The following is a 21,354-nucleotide window of genomic DNA, read 5'->3' as shown; positions in this document are numbered from 1 at the left end:
TTGAAGACGGCTAATAACTAAAACCCCCTGGTTGATTAGGCTATTACCACCTAGGGGCTTCCTCGAAAATATTTACTTGGACTTGCGATCGCTAGAATCTGCTACCCACTCAGACAACGGCTCTCCCTTAAAAGGCTGTACCCCTGTTTTAGGATACTCATCCTGATCGCGACTAAACAAACGAAATGCGCCTTCAGAAACGTACAAGATTGCGTTTTTAATCGATCGAAAAATACCCATAATCCTGACCTCAAAGTGAGTGGATATGCGCCTGTTAGTTAATTGAAATTAATTAACTGAGGTTGATAGTCTGTAGCGTCTATAAGAGTTAGGCAAGCATTACTTTTGATGTGATGTAATGTGCTGTATTAACCAAAGCCAAAGCTAACTCTTAACACTACCGATCATAGGCGAAGCCAAGGCAATGCTGCATCATTCCTGACTATTCTTTACAGCGCTAGCGAGAGACGCTTGCCTTCACCAACTGCCGCACGATCGCCGCAAGCTGTTCAGCACTATCGGCAGTGGCTAGATTTCCGGCTGCGACAGCCATTGAGTGAAGCTGATCAGGCGATCGCAACAGATGCAAGACCTTACTTTCTAGGAGGTCAGAAGTCAGCTCAGACTGTTGAAAGACGAGGGCTGCATTTGCCGCTTTGAAAATGGCAGCATTATAAGACTGGTGATCCTCAGCAGCATAGGGATAGGGAATCAAAATTGAGGGGGTTGCCGTTACAGCCAACTCCGTCAGGCTGCCTGCTCCAGCTCGGCTAATGGCTAAGTCGGCACGCTGTAAAAGCCCTGCCATGTTGTCATAAAACGGCAGACAGAAATATTGGGGATGGCTGAGCGTCTGTGCGTCCGGGTCGCTCTCTCCAGTTAAATGCACCACCCAAAAACCCGCATCAAACCAAGCTGAAGCCGCCTGACGCACCAGTTTATTCAGCCCCACAGCTCCTTGACTCCCGCCAAAAACCACAATCAGCGGAGCATCAGCTGGAATGGGAAGATCGAGCTGAGCGGATGGCAGGTTCATTGCCAGGTTAGCTAAGGGACGAAACTGCGATCGCACAGGCGTTCCTACACAAACTGTTTTTGCCCTAGGCAAACGATCAGCGGCGGCAGCAAACCCGATAGCCACCACATCACAAAATGGGCTGAGCCAGCGGGTCACCTTGCCGGGGAGAGCATTCGATTCATGCAGCACCACAGGCAAGCCCAACGATCGAGCCGCCAAAATGCTGGGGGCAGCAATGTAGCCACCTGTAGTTAGGAGCGCCTGAAAACTTCCCTGCTGCAAAAGTTGCCGGACTTTGAGGATAGAGAGCAACAATCGACTAAAAATCTTCAGAGTTCCTATCCCAAAGCGCTGCTGAAAGCCCTCGACGCGAATCGTGTGCATGGAATAGCGATCGGGCACAAGCTGCCGCTCTAGGCGATCGGGCACCCCCAGCCATTCAATCTGAAAATCCGTGAGCTGCTCAGCGGTGGCGATCGCCGGAAACAGATGCCCTCCTGTGCCGCTAGCGGCAATCAGGAGTTTGGGTAAAGATTGAGGGATGGGGGGATTGGATGTGGGATTCAGTGCGCTCACGAGTAATCTGCTCTCCCCGACTGGTTAGGCACTATCTAAGCATGAAATCTTGGCGATCGAACATCTGAAAAATGAAATATTGCTACAAATCAACTGCTTTAGGTGAGATATTTGGGGCAGCAGAGACTGGACTTTAGATTAGGATAGAGGGCAGATTCAGAAGCAGTATGCCGCAATTCTGCTTCGCTTACTTCAAATTATTACTATGCCTAATTTCCTGTCTATCCCACGCTCAATGCCAATTTCTTCCCGATCTCGTGGGGGTTGGCGACGGGCTGTTAGCCTTCTGCCGATGTTGTTGCTGGGCATGACGATCGGGGTTGGACGGGTGGAGGCGCAAGCAGCACAGCCTACGGCACCCGCTGACGCTCCTCCTGAGCTACTGCAAGCCTTGGCACAAATCGACGCAGCCGCAAGTCAGGGCAAGCTGCAAGAGGTCATGATGTTCTACAGTCCAGACTTCAGAAATGCCGATGGTTTGACCTATGCCACGCTCCAGGATGCGCTGAAGCGGCTTTGGCAACAGTATCCTAACCTGACCTATAAAACCCAGCTCAACTCCTGGCAATCGGACGGCAATGCAATTGTAGTTGAAACCACGACAACGATCGCCACTGCGCCTGCTCAGGCACCTACCCAGCTTCCTACCCGCCTCCGGCAGGGTGCCATAGAAACCGAGCGCCTGACGGCAACCATCACCTCGCGTCAGCGCTTTGAGAATCAAAGAATTGTCCAGCAGGAAATCTTAGCCGAGCGTAGCCAGCTAACCTCAGGTGAGCAACCTCCCACAGTCACGGTCAGCCTTCCAGAACAGGTCAGGATTGGTCAATCCTATGAATTTGATGCCGTGGTTGCTGAACCCTTGGGCGATCGGCTTCTCTTGGGCGCGGCGATGGAGGAGCCAATCCAAGCATCGGGCTATCTTCAATCCACGCCAGTTGAGCTAGAGCTGCTGTCTTCAGGCGGACTGTTTAAGGTTGGTCGTGCGCCCATCAAGCCCGAAAGTCTGTGGGTTTCGGGAGTCATCATTCGAGATGGCGGCATGACCAGCGTGTCGCAACGCCTACAAATTGTACCATTGACGACTTCTCCCACTCGCCCTATAGCCCCGTCTAGATAGTGATGTAGACGTACTCACAGGCAGAATAGCAACATTTTAGTGGGGCACTCCACGCCCTTACTCAATGTCCTGAGCAAATGACATGTCTTAAGCAAATGACATTGATGGAACTTAGAAGATAGCCTCAGAGTCGATCAAAGCGATCGCTTGAGATATAGCTATGCGAAGAATCCCGAATCGAACCGCAAAATTTCTGTTGAGGATGACGATCGGGTGTTTGCTCCTGCTGCTGCTTGTATTGGGCAGCCTGATGGTTCGGGTTGCACCTGCCTGGGTAGAGACTCCAATTGCCAGCGTGTCCCTGTGGCAAAACAACCGCACTGGTCTGCGAATTATGGGCTATGACTTTACCTGCACCTCCCAAAAGGCAGCGGGTCAGACGATCGATCGCTGCACCACAACTATTCAAAATAGCTCGTTAGCGATGACGCTGACTCACGCCAAGCCTTACAGAGCTTTCGAGACGCAGGGCATCATCTGTCAGGCTGCTTTTTCAGGGAAAGCCGTCCCTTGTGAAGTCTGGTTTGACTTTGCCACAGGCAATCGACCTAATGTGGTCGTCAAAGATTCTTTGGGCTTGAGCAATGTAGATTTACAGGCGTTGCGGCAGCAGCATTTTCTATCGCAGATTTCTGACTCCACTTGGAACGATATTGTCTTGGGAATTGCGATCGCCGCTAGCTTGTTAGCCGCTCTGTCCGCATGGCTCGATCCAAATACGCTGACGAAAATGTTTGCAGGGGTTAGCTTGGGCTGCTTAGCCTATGGTCTAGCTCAAACCGGATTGGGCGGCATGGTTTACCGCGCAGGTCGTGAAATCGACCTATCGCGATGGCTAGGGATAGTATCCAATCTGGCGATCGTCTTAGGAATTGTCGTTGGGGGAGCCGCTATTCGACTACTCAGATCCCACAGCCGCGTTGCCCGGATCTTCACAATCCTGGGCAGCGCTTACGGGATTTTTAGCCTGGTCGGATATGTCCTACTGTTCAGCGTTTTGGCGCTAGGATTTGTGGATTGAGGCTCTAGACTTTGACGTTGCCGGATTCACTGCAAAGGTAGCGAAAGCATTGCCGTTGACCGTTATCTTAATTTGCTGAGCCAAACGTAATTGGGCGATCGGCTGTCTCAGTAAATCTATAGCCTCTGCCAGAGCCTCGGCAATTTCGCGGGTGGCGCAATGAATCTGAAACACTCGCCATCGTCTTGAGAGTTTGCAGGCACGCAGGATCTGGAGTTTCTGCAACTGAGAGGGTTCCTCTCGATAAAAGCTCAGAATTAGTTGTGTGAGTTGAGGAGGAAGATTCATAGTCTTTAAGCCTTGACATCAAACCTGAAGTGCGGAATTTTGGAAAAACCGATGTTGAGGAGGGTTTGAGCGGGTTCCAAGCAGGTTCTAAATAAGTACAGATTCACCTGCGCGATCGCGCCCATTTAGGTCTTCTTCTATTGAAGGGCAGCAGGTAATCTTCAGCATCAGGCTGCAAAAACACTTAACTTCCGAAGACAGGGGGCGATCTAGCAAAATTTGCCTAAGATCCAGGGCTAGCAAGACTTCCACAAAAAAGAGCCAGGTTTTCCGGCTCAACATTCTTTAAGAGCAGAGCAACAAAACTACTCATAACCAAATTACTTGTAACCAAACTACTTGTAACCCCACGCCGCGATCGCCAAGCTGCCCCAGCCCAGCAGAAACGCCAGTCCACCTAGGGGCGTGATTGCCCCTAACCACTTGATGCCTGAAAAGCTGAGGGCGTAGAGGCTCCCCGAAAAGATGGCAACTCCCGCCATAAAAGCGCATCCTGTGAAGGTCAACAGCGATCGCCCCGATTCTGACTGACCTTCTGCTTGACTGAGCAGTAGCCCCACCAGCAGCAGCGCTAGGGCATGATACATCTGATAGCGGGCGCCCGTTTCAAAGATCTCGATCGCCCGTTCACTGAGCCGATCTTTAAGGGCGTGAGTCGCAAAGGCTCCAGCCGCTACTGAAGTGCCGCCTAGAATGGCAGCGATCGTTAGAAATATGCGAATGATCATGGTGAAAGTGTTGGAATATAAATCTGGCTCAAGATAAGCAACCTACGATCGCCTCACTTCCAGCAAGCGAGAGAAGTAGAATTGGGTCTTGTTCATAGCATTACGCTCAAGCTTCCAGCCATTAGCTTCCAGAATTTTTACAATTTTGGCTTCTGGATGCAGATAGGCACGGGTAGCTTTGCTGGGACCTGGGAAAAAGTCGCCAATTTTCTTGAGCAGGGTATAGGCGAGCGTCTTAGGAGCAAAGCTAAGAATCAGTCGAGATTCCGCCAGAGAAGAGAGATGGCTAATCATTTCGGCTGCTTTGTCTTGTGGATAGTGAATCAGCACATCCAGACAGATTACCGTGTGATATTTGCCCTCCAGAGCTTCTAAATCCTGTACCGCAAAGGTAGGGTTGCTAGTTTGCCCCAGCGCCGCCTGAGCGCGCTCCTGAGCTTCGTTCACCATTTTCTCGGAGATATCGCTAGCAAAGACTCGTGCCCCTGCGGTAGCCAAAGGAATGCTGAGACTCCCTACGCCACATCCTGCGTCACAGAGAGTTAGCTCAGGCAGATTGCCGTCCGCTTCGAGCCAGCCTAAAACAGTATCCACCGTTTTTTGATGCCCTAAGCGAATATCTAGCTGAACCTTGTTCACTTCGCCATCGCCGTAGATTCGTCGCCAGCGATCGAACCCTGTAGCGTTGAAATATTCTCGAACGATCGTTTTGTCGTCAGTTTTAGGGTCTGTTGCGGTCATAGTAAGCGATTGATGGGTTTCCCAGGTTTAAATCCTACTATGCCAGCGACGATCCTGTTGGGAGACAATCATGTTGAAATAGCAATGCCTTTTGATATTGCTGGTCATCCCTGGATTAAATGTGCAAAATTGGGGAAGAAGATTTCACCATGCGCCTGTCATGCAAGATTCATTTCAAGATGCTGCTGTTGAAGTAGCGGAATTGCTAAAACGCTTCAGCTTCGACCTAGGTGGACTTACCGCTGAGCAGTTGGTCTTCAATTGGCTAGCGCAATATCCTGCAAATTGGGTTCGGTTGTCTTTGGTTGAGGCGCTTTATCAAGGTCGATACAAAGCGGTTTCTGTTGAACAAATCTTGCGTTTTTGGCAACGACGAGGACAGCCCTTTTATCACTTCAACTATGAGTTTGAGCGAATGATCAGAGGACACTTTTCTAGAAATCTCCTCTCATATTCGACAGCCGTTGCGTCGAATACTCACGCTCAAGTTAGCGTTCTTGCCAAGAATGATGCAGGTCAGACCGCAGGTTCTGAAACAATTTCTGAAGCAATTAAAGATACAGAAATTAGAGACACACAAGAAAGCAGCGATACTGACCCTAAGATCAGCGAATTGAATCAAGGGTTGATGCCAGAGCTTTACGCACCAGAGGAATTCTCTGCGATCGTCGATGTGATCGCGGTATCTGCCGCAAATCCCTCCTCCGATGAAGCCGAAGCCGATCTGCTGACATTCACAGATCCAGCGACACCTGCAGCAGATCTGGCGGCAAGCGCTATTCAGCCTTTTAGCGATCGCCTCAAGCTGCTTTCCTCAGAGGAATCGATCGCCTTTTTGAAGCTGCGCAGCTTTGAAAATGACACCCCCTTCTATCCATTGCCGAAGGACGCACCCATTCAAGCCTTTAGCCTTGTGCCAGAGTTTGAGGCAGTTGATAAACCGAAATGGGCAAAACTGGCGATCGATGGTGCTTCTGCCGAGCTATCTTCTGCCGAGCCACCTTCTACCAATCAAGCGCCACCTTCAGCCGAGCCATCTGCTATTGATGAATCCTCTCCAGAAAAAATTCATCAATTCATTCCTGCTGCCGTGTCACCCCTAGATTTTTACAGCAAGCTCAAAGCAGTTGCCTGTGAATCGGGTAAAGCCGATAGATCTAGCCCGTTACCTGAAGACGAAGGAAATTCCTGAATTGATTGAATCAATTCTGAGCCTCTAACCAATTTGAGCACTGGTATTTCTGTGATGATTTTTATGGGGGTGGGCTTCGCCCACCCCCATAAAAATCATCACAGGTTGAGAACTGCCTCAATTTTGAGTGTAGGTGTAAGCTGGAATGCTGAAGATTGGCAAGCTTTTAGCTCACAATATCGCATAGATGCTGAACCGTAAGAGGTTAGTATCTATACTGAGTATTGGATGGGTACACTGAATCCTATAGCCAAATCGCTAGCCAAACCGCATAGTCAAATGGATGAGTTAGATACCAGAGAGTGGCTACTCACAAACGGGCTTGGGAGTTTTGCGAGTGGCACAGTCTGCGATGCCCACACTCGCACCTATCATGGTTGGCTAGTTGCCGCCTTGGAGCCGCCGGGTCAGAGGACGCTACTGCTCTCCCACATTGATGCCAGCCTAACAGTTGCCGGACGCGAATTTGAGTTGGGAACAAATTTCTGGGCAGGAGGCGCGATCGCCCCTGCTGGGTATCATTTTTTGCAGTCTTTTCAAGCTGCTCCTGTACCCACCTGGATCTGGGGACAAAATCACTGGCGAGTCTGCCGCCGTCTGATCATGCCCCATGGGTTAGTTGCCAGCCCGCTACCGCCCTTCAATGCCCAGTTTGACAACCGAATTTTGATTCACTATTGCTATGAGGGTGACAAAACGGCGACTTTGCGATTGCGACCTTTGATTGGCGATCGCATTTTTCACACGCAGCAACGTGCTGACTCCGGAGTGCATTTTGCACAGCTAATCGAATCTCATCGACTGCTGCTGCAAGCCAAGCGCCTGGACTGGAGGGGTACATCCTGGCAATTGAGCTGGACAAAGGGCGACTATTACTCCGATGATGCCTGGTACTGGGGATACCGCTATCCTGAAGAAACGCGACGCGGACTGGCGGATCAAGAAGATCTTTATTGTCCTGGCAACTTAATGGTTTCGTTGGAACCGGGCGAATCGATCACTCTGGAAGCCTATATTCGTCCGAACCACGAGACGTCCCACGAGACGCTGCAAGAGCATACTTTTGAGCAGGCCATTCAAACCGAGCAGCAGCGTCTAACCACCGCGTTTGCGGCAATTCAGAATACATCTTGCGGCAGTCAAAATGAGCGGAGCACTGAGCTGTGGCAAAGGCTGCTTCAGGCGGGCGATCGCTTCGTGGTCTATCGCGCTTCCACTCAGAATCCCACCGTCATTGCCGGATATCCTTGGTTTAATGACTGGGGCAGAGATACCTTGATTGCGCTGCCAGGACTGGCACTCACCCCACGACGGTTTGACTTGGCAAAAGGGCTACTGAGAACCTTTGGACAACATTGTCAGGAGGGGCTGATCCCCAACGCTTTCCCAGATGCTGGCGCGAAGCCTTTCTATAACAGTCTGGATGCGTCTCTTTGGTGGATTGAAACCCTAGGGCTATATCTAGATGCCACTGAAGACTGGGACTTTCTAGCAGAACAATATCCTGTGGTTTGGCGTATCTACAAACGCCTGATGGCGGGAACCCTGTACAGCATTCGGGTAGATGCCTTTGATGGACTGGTCACCTGGGATGCCGCCGATCTGGCGCTAACTTGGATGGATGCCGTGGTCGCAGACAAACCCGTTACTCCTCGACGCGGAAAAGCCGTCGAAATTAATGCGCTGTGGTATTCGGCGCTCCGTTGGGCAGAGCAATGGGCAACCCGATTGCTGCAATCAGATCTGGTGATTGACATAGAAGCTCCTATGCTGAGCAACCAGGCGCGCCGCTTTAACGACCAGGCTCAGCAAGTGCAGATATCGCTAGAGAAATTCTGGAATCCGGCTGAGGACTATCTTTACGACGCGATCGCCCCCGACGACATCCCCGATGTCAGCATTCGCCCCAATGCGGTGATTGCCCTGTCTTTAAAGCACTGCGGCTTCCCCGACTCCATGGGCAAGCGAGTGTTGCAAACGGCACGCGATCGCCTCCTCACGCCCTACGGTCTGCGCTCACTCGACCCGGCAGATCCGCATTACATTGGGCGCTACGCAGGCGGCATTTGGCAGCGCGATCGGGCTTACCATCAGGGCACAGTTTGGCCCTGGCTTTTGGGAGCGTTTATCCGCGCATGGCAGCGCTTTTATCCCACTGAGCCATTGCCAATAGACTGGCAGCCGCTGCTCAATCACTTCCAGAATCAGGGCTGTCTGGACTCTATTTCTGAAATGTTTGATGGCGACCCGCCCCATCTGCCGCAGGGGGCGATCGCGCAGGCCTGGTCAGTTGCAGAGCTGCTCCGCCACTGTGATGCGCTCTGTGAATTGCTGTGACGCACTCTAAATTGTGACGCGCTAAGTTGTGACGCGCCCTAAATTATGACGCATCCTGCGAAAAGCCGAGCCTAAGCGCTTTTCCGTTGGTCATTTATCGCTTCAGCTAGAATTAAGTCGGTTCAGGTAAACCGCCTGATCGAACAACCCAAATGTGCAGGGGTGCAACATTTGGGCGAAAGCTTTTCGATAAAATTTCATTCAATAGAATTCAAAATCCCCAACACCAGAGTGAGTCCCGAATGTCGCATATCTACCAGATTGATTCCACAAACATGAACGGACGCAAATCCTTTGAGCTACCCGGAGCAAAGCCCCACTACAACCCCGATCGCCCCGGACAGGTTGAGCATATTTTCTTAGACTTAGTGCTAGATATTCCTCAGCAAAGCTATCGTGGCACTTGCAGCATCCGCTTAAACCCGGTTCGTAGCGGCATCGATCGCCTCACGCTAGATGCCGTCAATCTGCACATTGAGTCTGTGCAAATAGCAGGGGTGTCGCAAGATTTTGAGTATGACGGGGAGCAGCTTCAGGTACGGCTCAAAGACGCAACCGCTGTCGGAAAAGCGCTGACTTTGGCGATCGCCTATCACGTAGAGCAGCCCCAGCGCGGCATTTACTTCATTGCGCCTGACGAAAGCTATCCTCAAAAGCCCGTGCAGGTCTGGACGCAGGGCGAAGATGAGGACTCGCGCTACTGGTTTCCCTGTTTCGACTATCCGGGACAGCTCAGCACTTCAGAAATTCAGGTGCAGGTGCCGAGAGAGCTAATGGCGATTTCCAACGGGGAGCTAGTGGAAGTCCGGGAAGCGGGCGATACCAAAATCTATCGTTGGCTACAGCAGCAGATTCATCCGACTTACTTAATTACCTTGGCAGTGGGCGATTTTGCCGAACTCAAAGACGAGTGGCAGGGCAAACCCGTCACCTACTACGTCGAAAAAGGTCGAGAAGCAGATGCTCAGCGAACGATGGGCAAAACGCCGCAGATGATTGAGTTCTTTAGTCAGGCGTTTGGCTACGCCTACCCCTATCCCAAATATGCCCAGGTTTGCGTCGCCGACTTCATCTTTGGCGGCATGGAAAACACCTCCACGACGCTGTTAATGGATCGCTGTTTGCTAGACGCACGGGCGGCGATCGACAATCGCAGCTCTGAAACGCTAGTTGCCCATGAGTTAGCCCATCAGTGGTTTGGCGATTTGGTCGTGATTAAGCACTGGTCGCACGCCTGGATTAAAGAGGGCATGGCGACCTACTCCGAGGTGCTATGGATCGATCAAGAGTACGGGGCAGAAGAGGCGGCATACTATCGCCTCGGCATTGCCCGCAACTATCTGACCGAAGACAGCACCCGCTACCGTCGCCCGATCGTCACCCATGTCTACCGAGAGGCGATCGAGCTATACGATCGCCACCTCTATGAAAAAGGCGGCTGCGTCTATCACATGGTGAGAGCCGAGCTAGGGGACGAGCTGTTCTTCAAGGCGATTCATACCTTCGTGCAGGAAAACGCCCACAAAACGGTAGAAACGATCGATTTATTGCGGGCGATCGAGAAAGTCACCGGACGCAACCTGCAATTTCTGTTCGATCAATATGTCTTCCGGGGCGGACATCCCGACTACAAGATTGCCTATAGCTGGGATGGGGACAGCAACCTCGCCAAGCTAACCGTTACCCAAACTCAAGCCAAAGACGGCGATACTACGACTCAGAGCGGACGGTTTGACCTCAAAATTCCGATTGGCTTTGGCTATGCAGAGGTATCTGAAGAAAAGACTCATCCTCAACTCAAAACATTTACCGTTCGCATTCACGAGCGCGAGCAGAGCTTTTACTTTCCGCTAGAGCAAAAGCCAGACTTTGTCAGCTTTGATGTCGGCAACCACACGCTAAAAACCGTGACGCTAGAGTATCCAGTTGCCGAGCTGAAGGCGCAGCTACAGCAAGACCCCGACCCGGTTTCGCGGATTTATGCGGCTGAAGCACTTGCCAAGAAAGGAGGGCTTGAGGCAGTTAAAGCCCTTGCGGAGGCTCTAGTAAACGATCGCCTTTGGGGAGTCCGAGCTGAGGTTGCAGAGCAGCTTGCCTCCGTGAAGCTCGATCAGGCTTTGACGGGATTGCTGCAAGGCTTAAACGACCCAGAGGCGCGAGTCCGACGGGCAACGATCGATGCCCTAGCTTCCCTCAAAACAGAGGCAAGCTACGCGGCGCTAAGAGAAATTGCCGAAAAAGGAGATGCCAGCTACTACACGGAGTCTGCCGCGCTGTCGGGCTTGGGTGCCGTCACTGGGGCAAATGCTTCAAAAGAGCCAGAAGCCTTGGCGCTCTACCAGTCTGTGCTGCAAACGCGATCGGGCTGGAATGAGATGGTCAGAGGGGGGGCGATCGCCGGACTCAGCAAGCTCAAAACCTCTGAAGCAGCTCTGAACCTGATTTTGGAATATACTGCCGCAGGTACGCCTCAGCCCTTAAGGCTATCGGCAATTCGAGCGCTGGGAGCTATCTCTACCGGGCAAACCCATGTCAATCTAGAGCGGATTCTCAATCGCCTTAGCGAACTTTCACGGGAGACATTTTTCCTTACGCAGGTTTCTACCGTCGTGGCGCTAGGACAAATGGAAACTGCGAAAGCGATCGGCATTCTGCAATCTCTGGCAGACCAAACGCCCGACGGACGGGTGCGGCGCTTGGCAGAGGAATCGGTGCAAAAAGTGATGAAAGCGGTGGAACAAGATCAAGCGATTTCTCAGCTTCAAGAGGATCTGGAGCAGGTCAAAAAAGACAATCAGGAGTTGCGCAGCCGTCTGGAATCACTCGAAGCGAAATCTTAACAAATGCCTAATTACCGCTTGGTGTCTACTTGGAGGTCAAACTTGGGCAGAAAACCGCAAAACAGCTGAGTTTTATATCCGAGCTTTTACCGTTGACAAATTGACATTGCTTATGCTTTCAAGGTTCAATGATAGGTAAAAGGCGCTAACGCATCCCCGCCAAGAGACTCGTTAACGCCCCACTCCTTAACGGAATAGAAAGTATCATGCCACAAAACCTTGATTCTGATAATCCATTGCCTACTCTAGCGTTGGACGCCTTAGCATCGAAAACTTCGACATCCTACCGCGATCGTCTTAATCACTGGGCGGTTGTGCGTCTGTCGCCTGCCACTCAAATCAATGCAGTTCAGAAAAACGCAGTTCAGAAAAACATAGTTGCTCGGTTTCGCAGTCGCTCGGATGCCGAAGGGCATTTGCGCTTTTTGCGCAGCAGTATGCCAGAGGGCAATTTTCTAGTCAGCTTTGACAACCAAAAAAATGTTGAAGGAGTGGGCTAGCGATCGCGTCCATGTCAGCTATGTAGACATCTTACGTATTATGTGACTATTGTGGGCGGGGGCAAAGTCCCTGCCCACAATAGTATGTAAGCCCAGACAGTATGCAAGCCCAGACAGTATGTATAGCCCTACATAATTGAGTTAGGACGAGTTATTTTTTGAGAGCCGCGCGGAGCGCGGCTCTCAAAAAATAACTCATTGGATCTAAGCGCGTAGCGCTATAAGCCTGAACAAGGAGCTGAAGTCGTTCTGCTCTTTGCCTGTCTAAGTCAATCTTGTAGGACTTCCAAGCAACGACACATAAGCAACCCCATAGGAAAGCAAAATATGTTGGAACTTCACGGCAATTTTGGCACTTTGGCATTTATTCCTCATGGGCATTGCTATCTCTGGAAACCTGGATTGGTGTGGCTACATGTGTTGTCTGACGGACTGATTGCCTTAGCCTATTTCTCGATTCCCGTAGCGCTGCTCTACTTTGTGCGTCAACGTCGAGATTTACCCTATCCTTGGCTTTTTCAACTGTTTGGAGTTTTCATTGTTGCCTGTGGGTTAACTCACGTCATGGAGATTTGGACGCTCTGGCACCCAATCTATTGGGCTTCAGGGGCGCTAAAATCTGTCACTGCGATCGCCTCCTTGACGACTGCATCAGCCTTGATTCCAGTGATTCCTCAAGCACTTGCCCTGCCTACCCTTAGCGAATTGGAAGCCGTTAAAGTGGCATTGGAAATTAGCGAACGCAAAGCTGCTGAAGCCGCATTAGCTATATCGCAACAGCGCTATCAAAACCTGGTAGAGAATTCTCCTGACACCATTGAGCGATTTGATCTGCAGCTCCGTCATCTTTATGTCAGCCCAGCCCTCACTCAAATCACTGGAATTGCAGCAGAAGCTTTTTTGGGCAAAACCTGCCGTGACATGGGCATGAGTCAGCCTATGGTGGACGCTTGGGAGGCGGCGGCAGCGGCGCTGTTGGCGACCGGACAAAAGCAGGTGATTGAGTTTTCGTCTCCCACGCTAAATGGGATTCGCTTTTTTGAAATGGCGATCGCCCCAGAGTGGTCTGATCAGCGAACGATTGAGTCGATTCTCTGCATTTCTAGAGACATTACGGAACGCAAACAGGCAGAAGCCGCTCTGCAAAACAGTGAAGAACGCCTGCGCCTAGCGTTAACAGCTGCCAATCAAGGGCTTTACGACCTCAACTTAAAAACAGGTGAGGTTATTGTCAGCCCAGAGTACATACAAATGCTGAACTATGACCTAGAGGAATTTCAGGAATCTTACGCCAATTGGAGCGCTCGTCTACATCCCGATGAACTCGCCACTGTGCATCAAGTTTACGAAGATTACATCACGGGTAGGCGGGACGATTATCGCGTTGAATTCCGTCAGCGCGCTAAGACGGGTGAGTGGAAATGGGTGCTATCCATTGGCAAGATCGTGAGTTGGGATGAGCAAGGAAATCCTCTCCGGATGATTGGCACCCATACAGATATTACCGATCTCAAACAAGCTGAAGCCGATCGCCTACAGGCAGGATTACAGGCCGAGAAACTGCGCTTTGAGCTAACCCTGCTAGAAACCCTGCTCGACACGCTTTTAGCAGGATATTGGGATTGGGATATACCGAACCAAGTGACACATCTGAGTCCAGGACTGAAGCAGATGTTTGGGTATGAAGATCATGATCTGCCGAATACGACAGAAACCTGGCAAACCCTGCTCTTCGCGGACGATTTACCCAGAGTGCTGGAGTGTTTCGATCGCCATGTCCAGAGTCACGGCAAGCTCCCCTACTACAACGAAGTGCGCTATCGACACAAGGATGGCTCAACGGTTTGGGTGATCTGCGTGGGGCAAGTGATTGAATGGGATGCCTCTGGTCAACCTTTACGAATGATTGGCTGTCATGTTGACATTACAAAACTGAAGCAAACCGAAGCGACTCTACGCCAAAGCGAAGCCACCAATCGCGCCTTAATGAGTGCCATCCCTGATTTAATCATCTGGATTGATCAAGATGGCACCTATCTCAATGCCTTGGGCAGCGGCAAAAGCCTGAAGTTAGCCAAGTCATTGCCGGAGCAAATAGGAGCCAATATCTATGATGTGCTTCCCTATGAGCTAGCTCAAGAGCGAATGCACTACATCCAGCAAGCCCTGCAAACCAACGAACCGCAGGTCTATGAATACCAGTTTGAAATTCGAGGTGAAATTCGAGATGAAGAAGCCCGTATTGTCCTGTGTGGCGAGCATCAAGTACTGTGCATCGTGCGGGATATTACCGATCGCAAGCTCAATGAATCAACCCTTTTGCACACTCAAGCTCAGCTAGAAGCTTCTAACCAAGAATTAGAAGCCTTTGCTTACTCGGTGTCCCATGATTTGCGATCGCCATTGCGGGCGATCGATGGCTTCAGCAAAGCCCTGCTGGAAGACTATGGCGATCAGTTTGATGCAGAGGGCAAAGACTATTTCGATCGCATTCGGCACAATGTTCAGCGCATGGGTATGTTGATTGAGGATCTGTTGAATCTCTCCCGCATCTCCCGATCGGAAATACGGTACGTGGAGGTTAACCTCAGTGCATTAGTGCAGGAGCAGATAGAGGAATTACGGGCTTCAGATCCCCAACGTCAGGTAGAGTTTGTCGTTGCTCCAGAGGCGATCGTCTCTGCCGACCTCACCTTGATGCGCGTCGTCATCAGCAACCTATTGGAAAACGCCTGGAAGTTTACCAGCCACCGTTCTTCTGCCCGCATTGAATTTGGCATAATTAGGCAGGATGGACAACTCGTCTGTTTTGTCAGCGACAACGGCGCAGGGTTTGATATGAACTACGCCTCCATGCTCTTTGGGGTCTTCCAACGCTTGCACAATACCAATGAATTTCCCGGCACGGGCATTGGTCTAGCGACGGTTCAGCGGGTGATCCATCGGCATGGCGGTCAAATTTGGGCAAAAGCTGCCGTGGAGCAAGGTGCCACAATTTACTTCACCATCAGTCCATTTACGAGGGCGAGAGCCTAGTCTATGTGTGCTTTGCGTGTCATTTTACTGGTTGAAGATAATCCCGATGATGAACGTCTCACCATTCGGGCGCTTCAGCGCGGCAAGATTGTCAACGAAATTCTTGTGGCGCGCAATGGGGAAGAAGCTTTAGATCTCGTTTTTAGTCTAGAACCGTTGCCTAGCGTGGTGCTTTTGGATTTGAAACTCCCTAAAATTGATGGGTTGGAAGTCTTACGGCAAATTCGAGCTAATGAACGCACCCGACTGTTACCCGTAGTCATACTCACGTCTTCAAGCGAAGATCGCGATATCGTGGATAGCTATAGCTTGGGAGCTAACAGCTATGTGCGGAAGCCTGTTGAAATTGACCCCTTCACAGAGGCGGTGCGCCAACTAGGGCTGTATTGGATGCTCATTAACGAACCGTTACCCGAAGGGTTGTGATCCATGAGTGAACCCTTGAATGTGCTGATGGTTGAAGATCTAGAGGATGATGCTCTGCTTGTGCTGCGAGAACTGCGGCGCGGCGGCTTCAACCCGATTTGGGAGCGAGTGCAAACGGCGATCGCGCTTCGAGCCGCCCTGGATACTCGCTCCTGGGACGTGATCATCTCAGACTATCGATTGCCCGGATTTAACGCGCCAGCAGCACTTGAGGTGGTTCAACACAGTCAGATCGACCTGCCATTTATCGTGGTGTCGGGCACAATCGGCGAAACATTAGCAGTCGCCATGATGAAGGCAGGTGCCCATGATTATCTGATGAAGGATAATCTGGCTCGATTGCCAGAGGCGGTGCGACGAGAAGTGCGCGAGGCTCAAATCCGGGCAGAGCGAAGGCAGGGCATGATCGAACTCCGTCAAACTGCCGAGCGAGAGCAGTTGATTCGTATGGTGACAGAGCGAATTCGGCGATCGCTCAATCTCGATGAAATTCTGACCACGACCGTGACCGAAGTGCGCCAGGTTTTACAGACCGATCGCGTCATTCTGTTCAGGCTCAAAACAGACGATCAGGGCTATGTGGTGCAAGAGTCGGTCGATGCGCGATGGCAGTCCCTGCGAGGACAGGATATTCATGACCCCTGTTTTCTCACAAATTACACTCAACAGTATTTTCAGGGGCGAGTTCGGGCGATCGCCGACATCGACGATGGCAGCATCCAGTCCTGTCATGCCGACTTTCTCAGACAGTTTCAGATTCGGGCAAATTTGATTGTGCCCATCATCCAAACCACAGAACTCTGGGGATTGCTGATTGCCCAGCAGTGTGAACAGTCTCGGCAGTGGTCGCAGGACGAAATTCAGCTCTTGCAGCAGCTTGCAAATCAGGTGGCGATCGCCATCCATCAAGCCGATCTCTATCGACAGACCCAGCTAGAGCTAGCCGAACGCCAGCGAGCAGAAGCGGCGCTCCAACGCCTCAACCAGGAACTCGAACAGCGGGTGCAAGAACGCACTCAGGCGCTGCAACAACAGGCAGAACAGGAGCGCCTGTTGCGGTTGATTATCCAAAATATTCACCAATCGCTTGATCTAGAAGACATTCTGGCAACGGTGCTAGACGAAACTCGCCAAACCCTACAAGCCGACCGGGTTGCCATCTACCAGTTCACCCCTGATTGGAGTGGGCGCTTTGTCGCCGAGTCGGTAGGGGAAGGGTGGTTACCGCTCGTGGGAGAGGGGATTTACACCCTGTGGGAGGATACCTACCTGCAAGAACATCAGGGCGGACGCTATCAAAACAACGAAACCTTCGCCGTTAATGACATTTACACAATCGGGCATAGCCAGTGCCATCTCGATATATTGGAGCAGTTTCAGGTGAGAGCCTATGCGCTCGCCCCCATTTTCTTGAACGATCGGCTCTGGGGTTTACTTGCGGCATACCAAAATCATGCCCCGCGTGAATGGCAGTCTTGGGAAGTGAGTCTGCTGCACCAGATTGGCATCCGCACGGCGATCGCCCTGCGCCAATCTCAGCTCTATCAGGCCGCTCAGACGCAGGTACAGACCCTAGAGCAGATTAGTCAGCTGAAAGATGATTTTTTGAGCACTGTCTCTCACGAATTGCGATCGCCCTTAGCCAATATCAAAATGGCGATCCAGATGGTGAAGCTCAGCCTCAATCAACAGCAAATTCACGACGAGCGCTTAGATCGCTACATCCAGATCCTGGACGAGGGTTGTACCCAGGAGCTAACCCTGATTAATGACCTGCTTGACTTGCAGCGGTTGGAAGCAGGTGTGCAATTACTGGAGCTAGAGAGCATTGATCTGAATTTTTGGCTGCCCTCGATCGTAGAACTCTTTGAAGACCGCGCTCAAAAGCAGCAACAGAGCCTGAATATTAACTTATCTCCAGATTTACCTGTCTTAACCACAGATTTAAGTGAGTTCAAACGTGTTCTCATGGAGTTGCTTCACAATGCTTGCAAATACACGCCGCCCCATGAGCAGATCACAATTACCGCCCAGGCTGATGAGACGACTCTACAAGTTCAGGTCTGCAACTCAGGCGTAGAATTACCCTCTGAAGAACTGCCCCACTTATTTGAGAAGTTTTACCGGGTTGCTAGTGTCGATCGCTGGAAACACGGCGGCACCGGATTAGGGCTGGCGCTGGTGAAACACCTGGTTGAGCACCTGAATGGTTCAATTGAGGTGAGAAGTGCTAATGCTCTCACTTGCTTTACCCTACAGCTACCGCTTAAACCCCAATGTTCCGAACGATTCTTGGATGAAATTGTGGGCGGTGCTGGATGAAGCTATTCGCGCTGCTTCGCCAATTTGCTCAGGATATTTTTGGTGGGGCGAGAAGCGCCCCACCAAAAATATCTCCGTCCTAATCGCCTTGGCGGTTGCTACATGATTCCCGCTGCCAACTTGAGCTTAGGCAGGACGAAACAGGTGAGAGTGGGAAGGACTATAGAGATGCGATCGCCCTTCCCCCGCTGCCGAAGCCTGCATTGCCGGACTAATCACGTACAGCGTGGTGCGCATCAGATCTTCCTGATGCGTCACAGCCGCCATCTGGCTCAGAGGCACAATCCGGATTTTCTCATCTGACCAGCCCAGCCGAAAACAGATGGCGATCGGCAAATCTGCCGGGTAATGCAGCAGCAGTTTGGCTTGAGCCGACTGCACATGCTTGGCGCTCAGGTAAAGACACAGACTTGCCTGATGAGCCGCCAACGCCGAAAGCTCTTCGGCTTCGGGCACCTGCGTCCGTCCGCTGATCCGCGTCAAAATTAGGGTCTGTACCAATCCCGGCACAGTCAGCTCTAGCTTAAGCTTTGCTGCCGCCAGCTGAAAGGCGCTGATGCCCGGAACCACCTCAAAGGAGATACCTGCTGCCGCCAGCATCTGCATCTGCTCATGCACGGCGCTATAGAGGCTCGGATCGCCTGAGTGGAGGCGAACGACGAGTTTTTGCGATCGCACCCGCTCCACCATCAGCGGCAAAATTTCCTCTAGAGTCTTGTCTGCCGTGGGAATTAGTTCTGCGTCCGGACGCGCCATCTGCAAAATTTCACGGGGCACCAGAGAGTCGGCAAACAAAATTACATCTGCCCGTACCAGCAGCTTTTGCGCTTTTACGGTCAACAGATCCGGATCACCGGGGCCAGCTCCAACAATGTATAGAGGCGGCACAAAATTTACTGACTCTAGCAATGGCATTTACGTAATCTCAACGACATGCTGATGTGGGCAATGATCGTTCTTAAACTAAAATCCGTAGAAACTTCTAAAATCCGGTAAGAAATTTAAAGGATTCATGAATTGCCTAAGTGAATCCGGACATCTCCTGAATCTTGAGTAAAAGTGGATGGTAGATGCACCCTGATTCAAGCCCCAGAGGAAACTCTGGGGTTTTTTTTCAACAAGAACCAGATGCCTTTTCCCTAAGTTTTATCAGAATCGGCGATCGCTCCACTCCTTCTCTCTTCATCTCTCGTCAGATCTGGCAAAGGGCGACGCAATCCATAAAGCCAGATCAGCCCGATTGTTCCAAGCGATACACCGATCAGGCTGATGGCTTGCGCAGTACGGATAGGACCAAACATTAAGCTATCCATCCGCAGTCCTTCAATCCAAAACCGCCCCAAGCTATAGACAATGAGGTAAACCAAGAACAAAGTGCCAACTTTTGGGTGCATGACCGAATCTCCTTTGGCGCGCCGCAGTCCTCGAAAAAACAGCGTCATCAGCAGCACAAATACCCCCACATCCCAAAGCGACTCATACAGAAACGTGGGATGAAAGTAATCAAACTGGGCGTATCCTGGCGGACGCTGAGCCGGGGGAATGTAGAGTCTCCAGGGTAAATCTGTTGGACGACCAAACGCCTCAGAGTTGAAGAAATTTCCCCACCGTCCGATCGCTTGTCCCAAAATTAGAGAGGGCGCTACCAGATCGGCAAGCTGCCAGAAAGAAACTTTGTTCAGCCGCGAAAAAATCAGGGTGGCGATCGTCCCACCCAAAATTGCGCCATGAATCGCAATGCCGCCGTGCCAGATGGCAAAAATTTCTTCTGGACGCTGAGCATAGCTTTTCCACTCAAACGCCACGTAATACAGCCGTGCCGCAGGAATGGCGGCTACCACCAGCCAAATCACCAGATCGCCAATCAAATCGGGGTTCACGCCGCGTCGCTTTGCCAGATAGGTGGACAAGCTCACCCCAATCAGCACAGCAGAAGCAATGAGTAACCCGTACCATCGCAGAGTTAGAAATCCCCAATCCACCAGAATCGGCCCTGGAGAGGAGAATTGAGCCAGGAAGAAGGTCGGCAAAGCGGCGGATAAATAAGCTAAAAGCAATCTCTGAAACTCCCAAAAGCGCTAGCTGCGATCGCTTCTGATTGTATCTGTTTCTAACTGCATCGGTTTTTAACTGCGGTACGGCAACCGTCAAGGCAGTTAGGACAGGGATGTTTGTGATGGGGCGCGAAGCTCACACCACAAAAAAACATTGCCTGAATGCTCAGCAGATCGCAAAGTCTTTCTATTTTCCCTAGAAGCTGGATTTCAAAGGCGCTCCGCGCCTTTGAAATCCAGCTTCTAGGGTTTTGTGGCGCACGGAGTGCGCCACAAAACCCTAATTTGAGATCTATTGATGCTGCCTAACTGCTACAGCTTATGCCTGCCTCCTTTAGGCTTCACTCACGCCCTCTTCCTTCAATCGCTTCAGTGAAAGCCGAGCAGACTCCGACACGTGAGAATGGCTATCTTTTTCTAAATATCTCAGCGCCGAGAGACTCTTGGGAACGGGCAGGTTGCCTAGGGCTTCAGCAAGACGCTGGCGCACCAGCCAATCCTCAGACTGAACGAAGCGCAGAATTTGCTCAACGGCTGATGTATCTCTAATCTCGCCGATCGCCGCGATCGCCGCCTGCTGCAGAACCACCTCTTGGCTGTCTAAAGCCTGTACTAAGACATCATGGGCACGTGGATCTTTGAGGTTGCCCAAAGACACCGCAGCACTGAAGCGCACCAGCCAATCTGTATCCTCGTAGAAAGCCCGCGACAGCGGCTCAAAGGCGCGCAAATCTTCTAAATAGCCTAGGGCACCCGCCGCATCGGCACGAATGCCATAATCTGGGTCAGCTTCCAGCAGGTTGACGAGAATCGGGTAACAGTCTGCCGTTGGCTTTAGCCCTAAAGCAAACACCGCCATTGAGCGAATTTGCAGATTTTCATCCTGTAAAACTTTTTTGATCAGGGGGACGGCATCCTCAGCAGACACATTTCTGAGGGAAGCTAGAGCCACCATGCGATCGCGGGAGTTTTCGCTCTCTAGCTGGGCGGCAATTTGCTCTAGGCTCAATTGGCTCATGAGAAATCTTTACATAATTTTACATTCCTCTTAATTATACTCTCCGAGTTTTGATTATCCCCAGGGCGATTCTTTGGGTTAGCGCTCTGGCTAGTTAACGCTCTGGCTAGTTAACGCTCTGGCTAGTTAACGCTCTG

General features: G+C 51.3%; 17 protein-coding genes. 9 read left to right on the top strand and 8 right to left on the bottom strand.

The window, feature by feature from the left end:
• Positions 1–72 precede the first annotated feature (72 nt).
• Positions 73–240: an isochorismate synthase gene (locus AC5JMP_RS17820; RefSeq protein WP_495852834.1), complete on the bottom strand. Its 168-nt coding sequence runs from the start codon at positions 238–240 to the stop codon at positions 73–75.
• Between the two features lie 217 nt (positions 241–457).
• The gene (murG, locus tag AC5JMP_RS17815; protein WP_495852833.1) at positions 458–1,594 is read right to left on the bottom strand and encodes an undecaprenyldiphospho-muramoylpentapeptide beta-N-acetylglucosaminyltransferase; all 1,137 of its coding nucleotides are present in this window, start codon (positions 1,592–1,594) and stop codon (positions 458–460) included.
• A gap of 235 nt (positions 1,595–1,829) precedes the next feature.
• Here murG and AC5JMP_RS17810 point away from each other — a divergent pair, with 235 nt between their 5' ends.
• Both AC5JMP_RS17810 and AC5JMP_RS17805 read left to right on the top strand, forming a co-directional pair.
• The gene (locus AC5JMP_RS17810) at positions 1,830–2,714 is read left to right on the top strand and encodes a DUF8623 domain-containing protein (protein WP_495852832.1); all 885 of its coding nucleotides are present in this window, start codon (positions 1,830–1,832) and stop codon (positions 2,712–2,714) included.
• Positions 2,715–2,874: 160 nt separating this feature from the next.
• A complete protein-coding gene (locus AC5JMP_RS17805; protein WP_495852831.1) occupies positions 2,875–3,735 on the top strand; it encodes a hypothetical protein in 861 nt (286 codons plus the stop codon).
• Here AC5JMP_RS17805 and AC5JMP_RS17800 read toward each other — a convergent pair.
• The 3 genes from AC5JMP_RS17800 to bchM form a co-directional block, all read right to left on the bottom strand.
• Positions 3,718–4,023, bottom strand: a complete 306-nt coding sequence (locus tag AC5JMP_RS17800) for a hypothetical protein (protein WP_495852830.1) — start codon at positions 4,021–4,023, stop codon at positions 3,718–3,720. The two genes, AC5JMP_RS17805 and AC5JMP_RS17800, sit on opposite strands and share 18 nt — an antisense overlap.
• A 335-nt stretch (positions 4,024–4,358) precedes the next feature.
• Positions 4,359–4,748 (bottom strand): DUF423 domain-containing protein, encoded by a 390-nt coding sequence (locus tag AC5JMP_RS17795; RefSeq protein ID WP_495852840.1) that lies wholly within the window; start codon positions 4,746–4,748, stop codon positions 4,359–4,361.
• Positions 4,749–4,793: 45 nt separating this feature from the next.
• Positions 4,794–5,492 carry a magnesium protoporphyrin IX methyltransferase gene (gene bchM, locus AC5JMP_RS17790; protein WP_495852829.1) on the bottom strand — a complete coding sequence of 233 codons (699 nt, stop codon included), beginning with the start codon at positions 5,490–5,492 and terminating at the stop codon, positions 4,794–4,796.
• A 160-nt stretch (positions 5,493–5,652) separates the two neighbouring features.
• Between bchM and AC5JMP_RS17785 the strand changes: the two genes are divergently transcribed.
• From AC5JMP_RS17785 to AC5JMP_RS17755, 7 genes are all read left to right on the top strand, one after another.
• Positions 5,653–6,684, top strand: a complete 1,032-nt coding sequence (locus AC5JMP_RS17785; RefSeq protein WP_495852828.1) for a hypothetical protein — start codon at positions 5,653–5,655, stop codon at positions 6,682–6,684.
• A 279-nt stretch (positions 6,685–6,963) separates the two neighbouring features.
• Entirely contained in the window at positions 6,964–9,021 is a 2,058-nt protein-coding gene (locus AC5JMP_RS17780) for an amylo-alpha-1,6-glucosidase (protein ID WP_495852827.1), read from the top strand.
• Positions 9,022–9,263: 242 nt separating this feature from the next.
• Positions 9,264–11,861, top strand: coding sequence for a M1 family aminopeptidase (locus tag AC5JMP_RS17775; protein WP_495852826.1), 2,598 nt, complete (start codon positions 9,264–9,266; stop codon positions 11,859–11,861).
• A 206-nt stretch (positions 11,862–12,067) separates the two neighbouring features.
• Positions 12,068–12,361 carry a hypothetical protein gene (locus AC5JMP_RS17770; RefSeq protein WP_495852825.1) on the top strand — a complete coding sequence of 98 codons (294 nt, stop codon included), beginning with the start codon at positions 12,068–12,070 and terminating at the stop codon, positions 12,359–12,361.
• Between the two features lie 327 nt (positions 12,362–12,688).
• On the top strand, positions 12,689–15,397 hold the full coding sequence (locus tag AC5JMP_RS17765) for a PAS domain-containing sensor histidine kinase (protein WP_495852824.1): 2,709 nt from the start codon (positions 12,689–12,691) through the stop codon (positions 15,395–15,397).
• 3 nt (positions 15,398–15,400) lie between these two features.
• A complete protein-coding gene (locus tag AC5JMP_RS17760; protein ID WP_495852823.1) occupies positions 15,401–15,823 on the top strand; it encodes a response regulator in 423 nt (140 codons plus the stop codon).
• 3 nt (positions 15,824–15,826) lie between these two features.
• Positions 15,827–18,145 carry a sensor histidine kinase gene (locus tag AC5JMP_RS17755; RefSeq protein WP_495852822.1) on the top strand — a complete coding sequence of 773 codons (2,319 nt, stop codon included), beginning with the start codon at positions 15,827–15,829 and terminating at the stop codon, positions 18,143–18,145.
• A gap of 126 nt (positions 18,146–18,271) precedes the next feature.
• On the opposite strand, the gene cobM is transcribed toward AC5JMP_RS17755, so the two are convergent.
• The 3 genes from cobM to AC5JMP_RS17740 form a co-directional block, all read right to left on the bottom strand.
• The gene (gene cobM / locus AC5JMP_RS17750) at positions 18,272–19,060 is read right to left on the bottom strand and encodes a precorrin-4 C(11)-methyltransferase (protein ID WP_495852821.1); all 789 of its coding nucleotides are present in this window, start codon (positions 19,058–19,060) and stop codon (positions 18,272–18,274) included.
• A gap of 224 nt (positions 19,061–19,284) precedes the next feature.
• Positions 19,285–20,175 carry a prolipoprotein diacylglyceryl transferase gene (lgt, locus tag AC5JMP_RS17745; RefSeq protein ID WP_495852820.1) on the bottom strand — a complete coding sequence of 297 codons (891 nt, stop codon included), beginning with the start codon at positions 20,173–20,175 and terminating at the stop codon, positions 19,285–19,287.
• Between the two features lie 358 nt (positions 20,176–20,533).
• Positions 20,534–21,217, bottom strand: coding sequence for a HEAT repeat domain-containing protein (locus AC5JMP_RS17740; RefSeq protein WP_495852819.1), 684 nt, complete (start codon positions 21,215–21,217; stop codon positions 20,534–20,536).
• Between the last annotated feature and the right edge of the window lie 137 nt (positions 21,218–21,354).

This window comes from Drouetiella sp. (assembly GCF_059504425.1).
The sequence above is the reverse complement of the archived record's forward strand: the minus strand, read 5'-3'. Positions and strand labels throughout refer to the sequence as shown.

Excerpts from the sequence above, each read along its gene's own strand:
- AC5JMP_RS17820 (WP_495852834.1), bottom strand. The coding sequence starts at position 240 with ATGGGTATTTTTCGATCGATTAAAAACGCAATCTTGTACGTTTCTGAA.
- AC5JMP_RS17810 (WP_495852832.1), top strand. The coding sequence starts at position 1,830 with ATGCCAATTTCTTCCCGATCTCGTGGGGGTTGGCGACGGGCTGTTAGC.
- AC5JMP_RS17805 (WP_495852831.1), top strand. The coding sequence starts at position 2,875 with ATGCGAAGAATCCCGAATCGAACCGCAAAATTTCTGTTGAGGATGACG.
- AC5JMP_RS17800 (WP_495852830.1), bottom strand. The coding sequence starts at position 4,023 with ATGAATCTTCCTCCTCAACTCACACAACTAATTCTGAGCTTTTATCGA.
- bchM (WP_495852829.1), bottom strand. The coding sequence starts at position 5,492 with ATGACCGCAACAGACCCTAAAACTGACGACAAAACGATCGTTCGAGAA.
- AC5JMP_RS17785 (WP_495852828.1), top strand. The coding sequence starts at position 5,653 with ATGCAAGATTCATTTCAAGATGCTGCTGTTGAAGTAGCGGAATTGCTA.
- AC5JMP_RS17780 (WP_495852827.1), top strand. The coding sequence starts at position 6,964 with ATGGATGAGTTAGATACCAGAGAGTGGCTACTCACAAACGGGCTTGGG.
- AC5JMP_RS17775 (WP_495852826.1), top strand. The coding sequence starts at position 9,264 with ATGTCGCATATCTACCAGATTGATTCCACAAACATGAACGGACGCAAA.
- AC5JMP_RS17770 (WP_495852825.1), top strand. The coding sequence starts at position 12,068 with ATGCCACAAAACCTTGATTCTGATAATCCATTGCCTACTCTAGCGTTG.
- AC5JMP_RS17765 (WP_495852824.1), top strand. The coding sequence starts at position 12,689 with ATGTTGGAACTTCACGGCAATTTTGGCACTTTGGCATTTATTCCTCAT.
- AC5JMP_RS17760 (WP_495852823.1), top strand. The coding sequence starts at position 15,401 with ATGTGTGCTTTGCGTGTCATTTTACTGGTTGAAGATAATCCCGATGAT.
- AC5JMP_RS17755 (WP_495852822.1), top strand. The coding sequence starts at position 15,827 with ATGAGTGAACCCTTGAATGTGCTGATGGTTGAAGATCTAGAGGATGAT.
- cobM (WP_495852821.1), bottom strand. The coding sequence starts at position 19,060 with ATGCCATTGCTAGAGTCAGTAAATTTTGTGCCGCCTCTATACATTGTT.
- AC5JMP_RS17740 (WP_495852819.1), bottom strand. The coding sequence starts at position 21,217 with ATGAGCCAATTGAGCCTAGAGCAAATTGCCGCCCAGCTAGAGAGCGAA.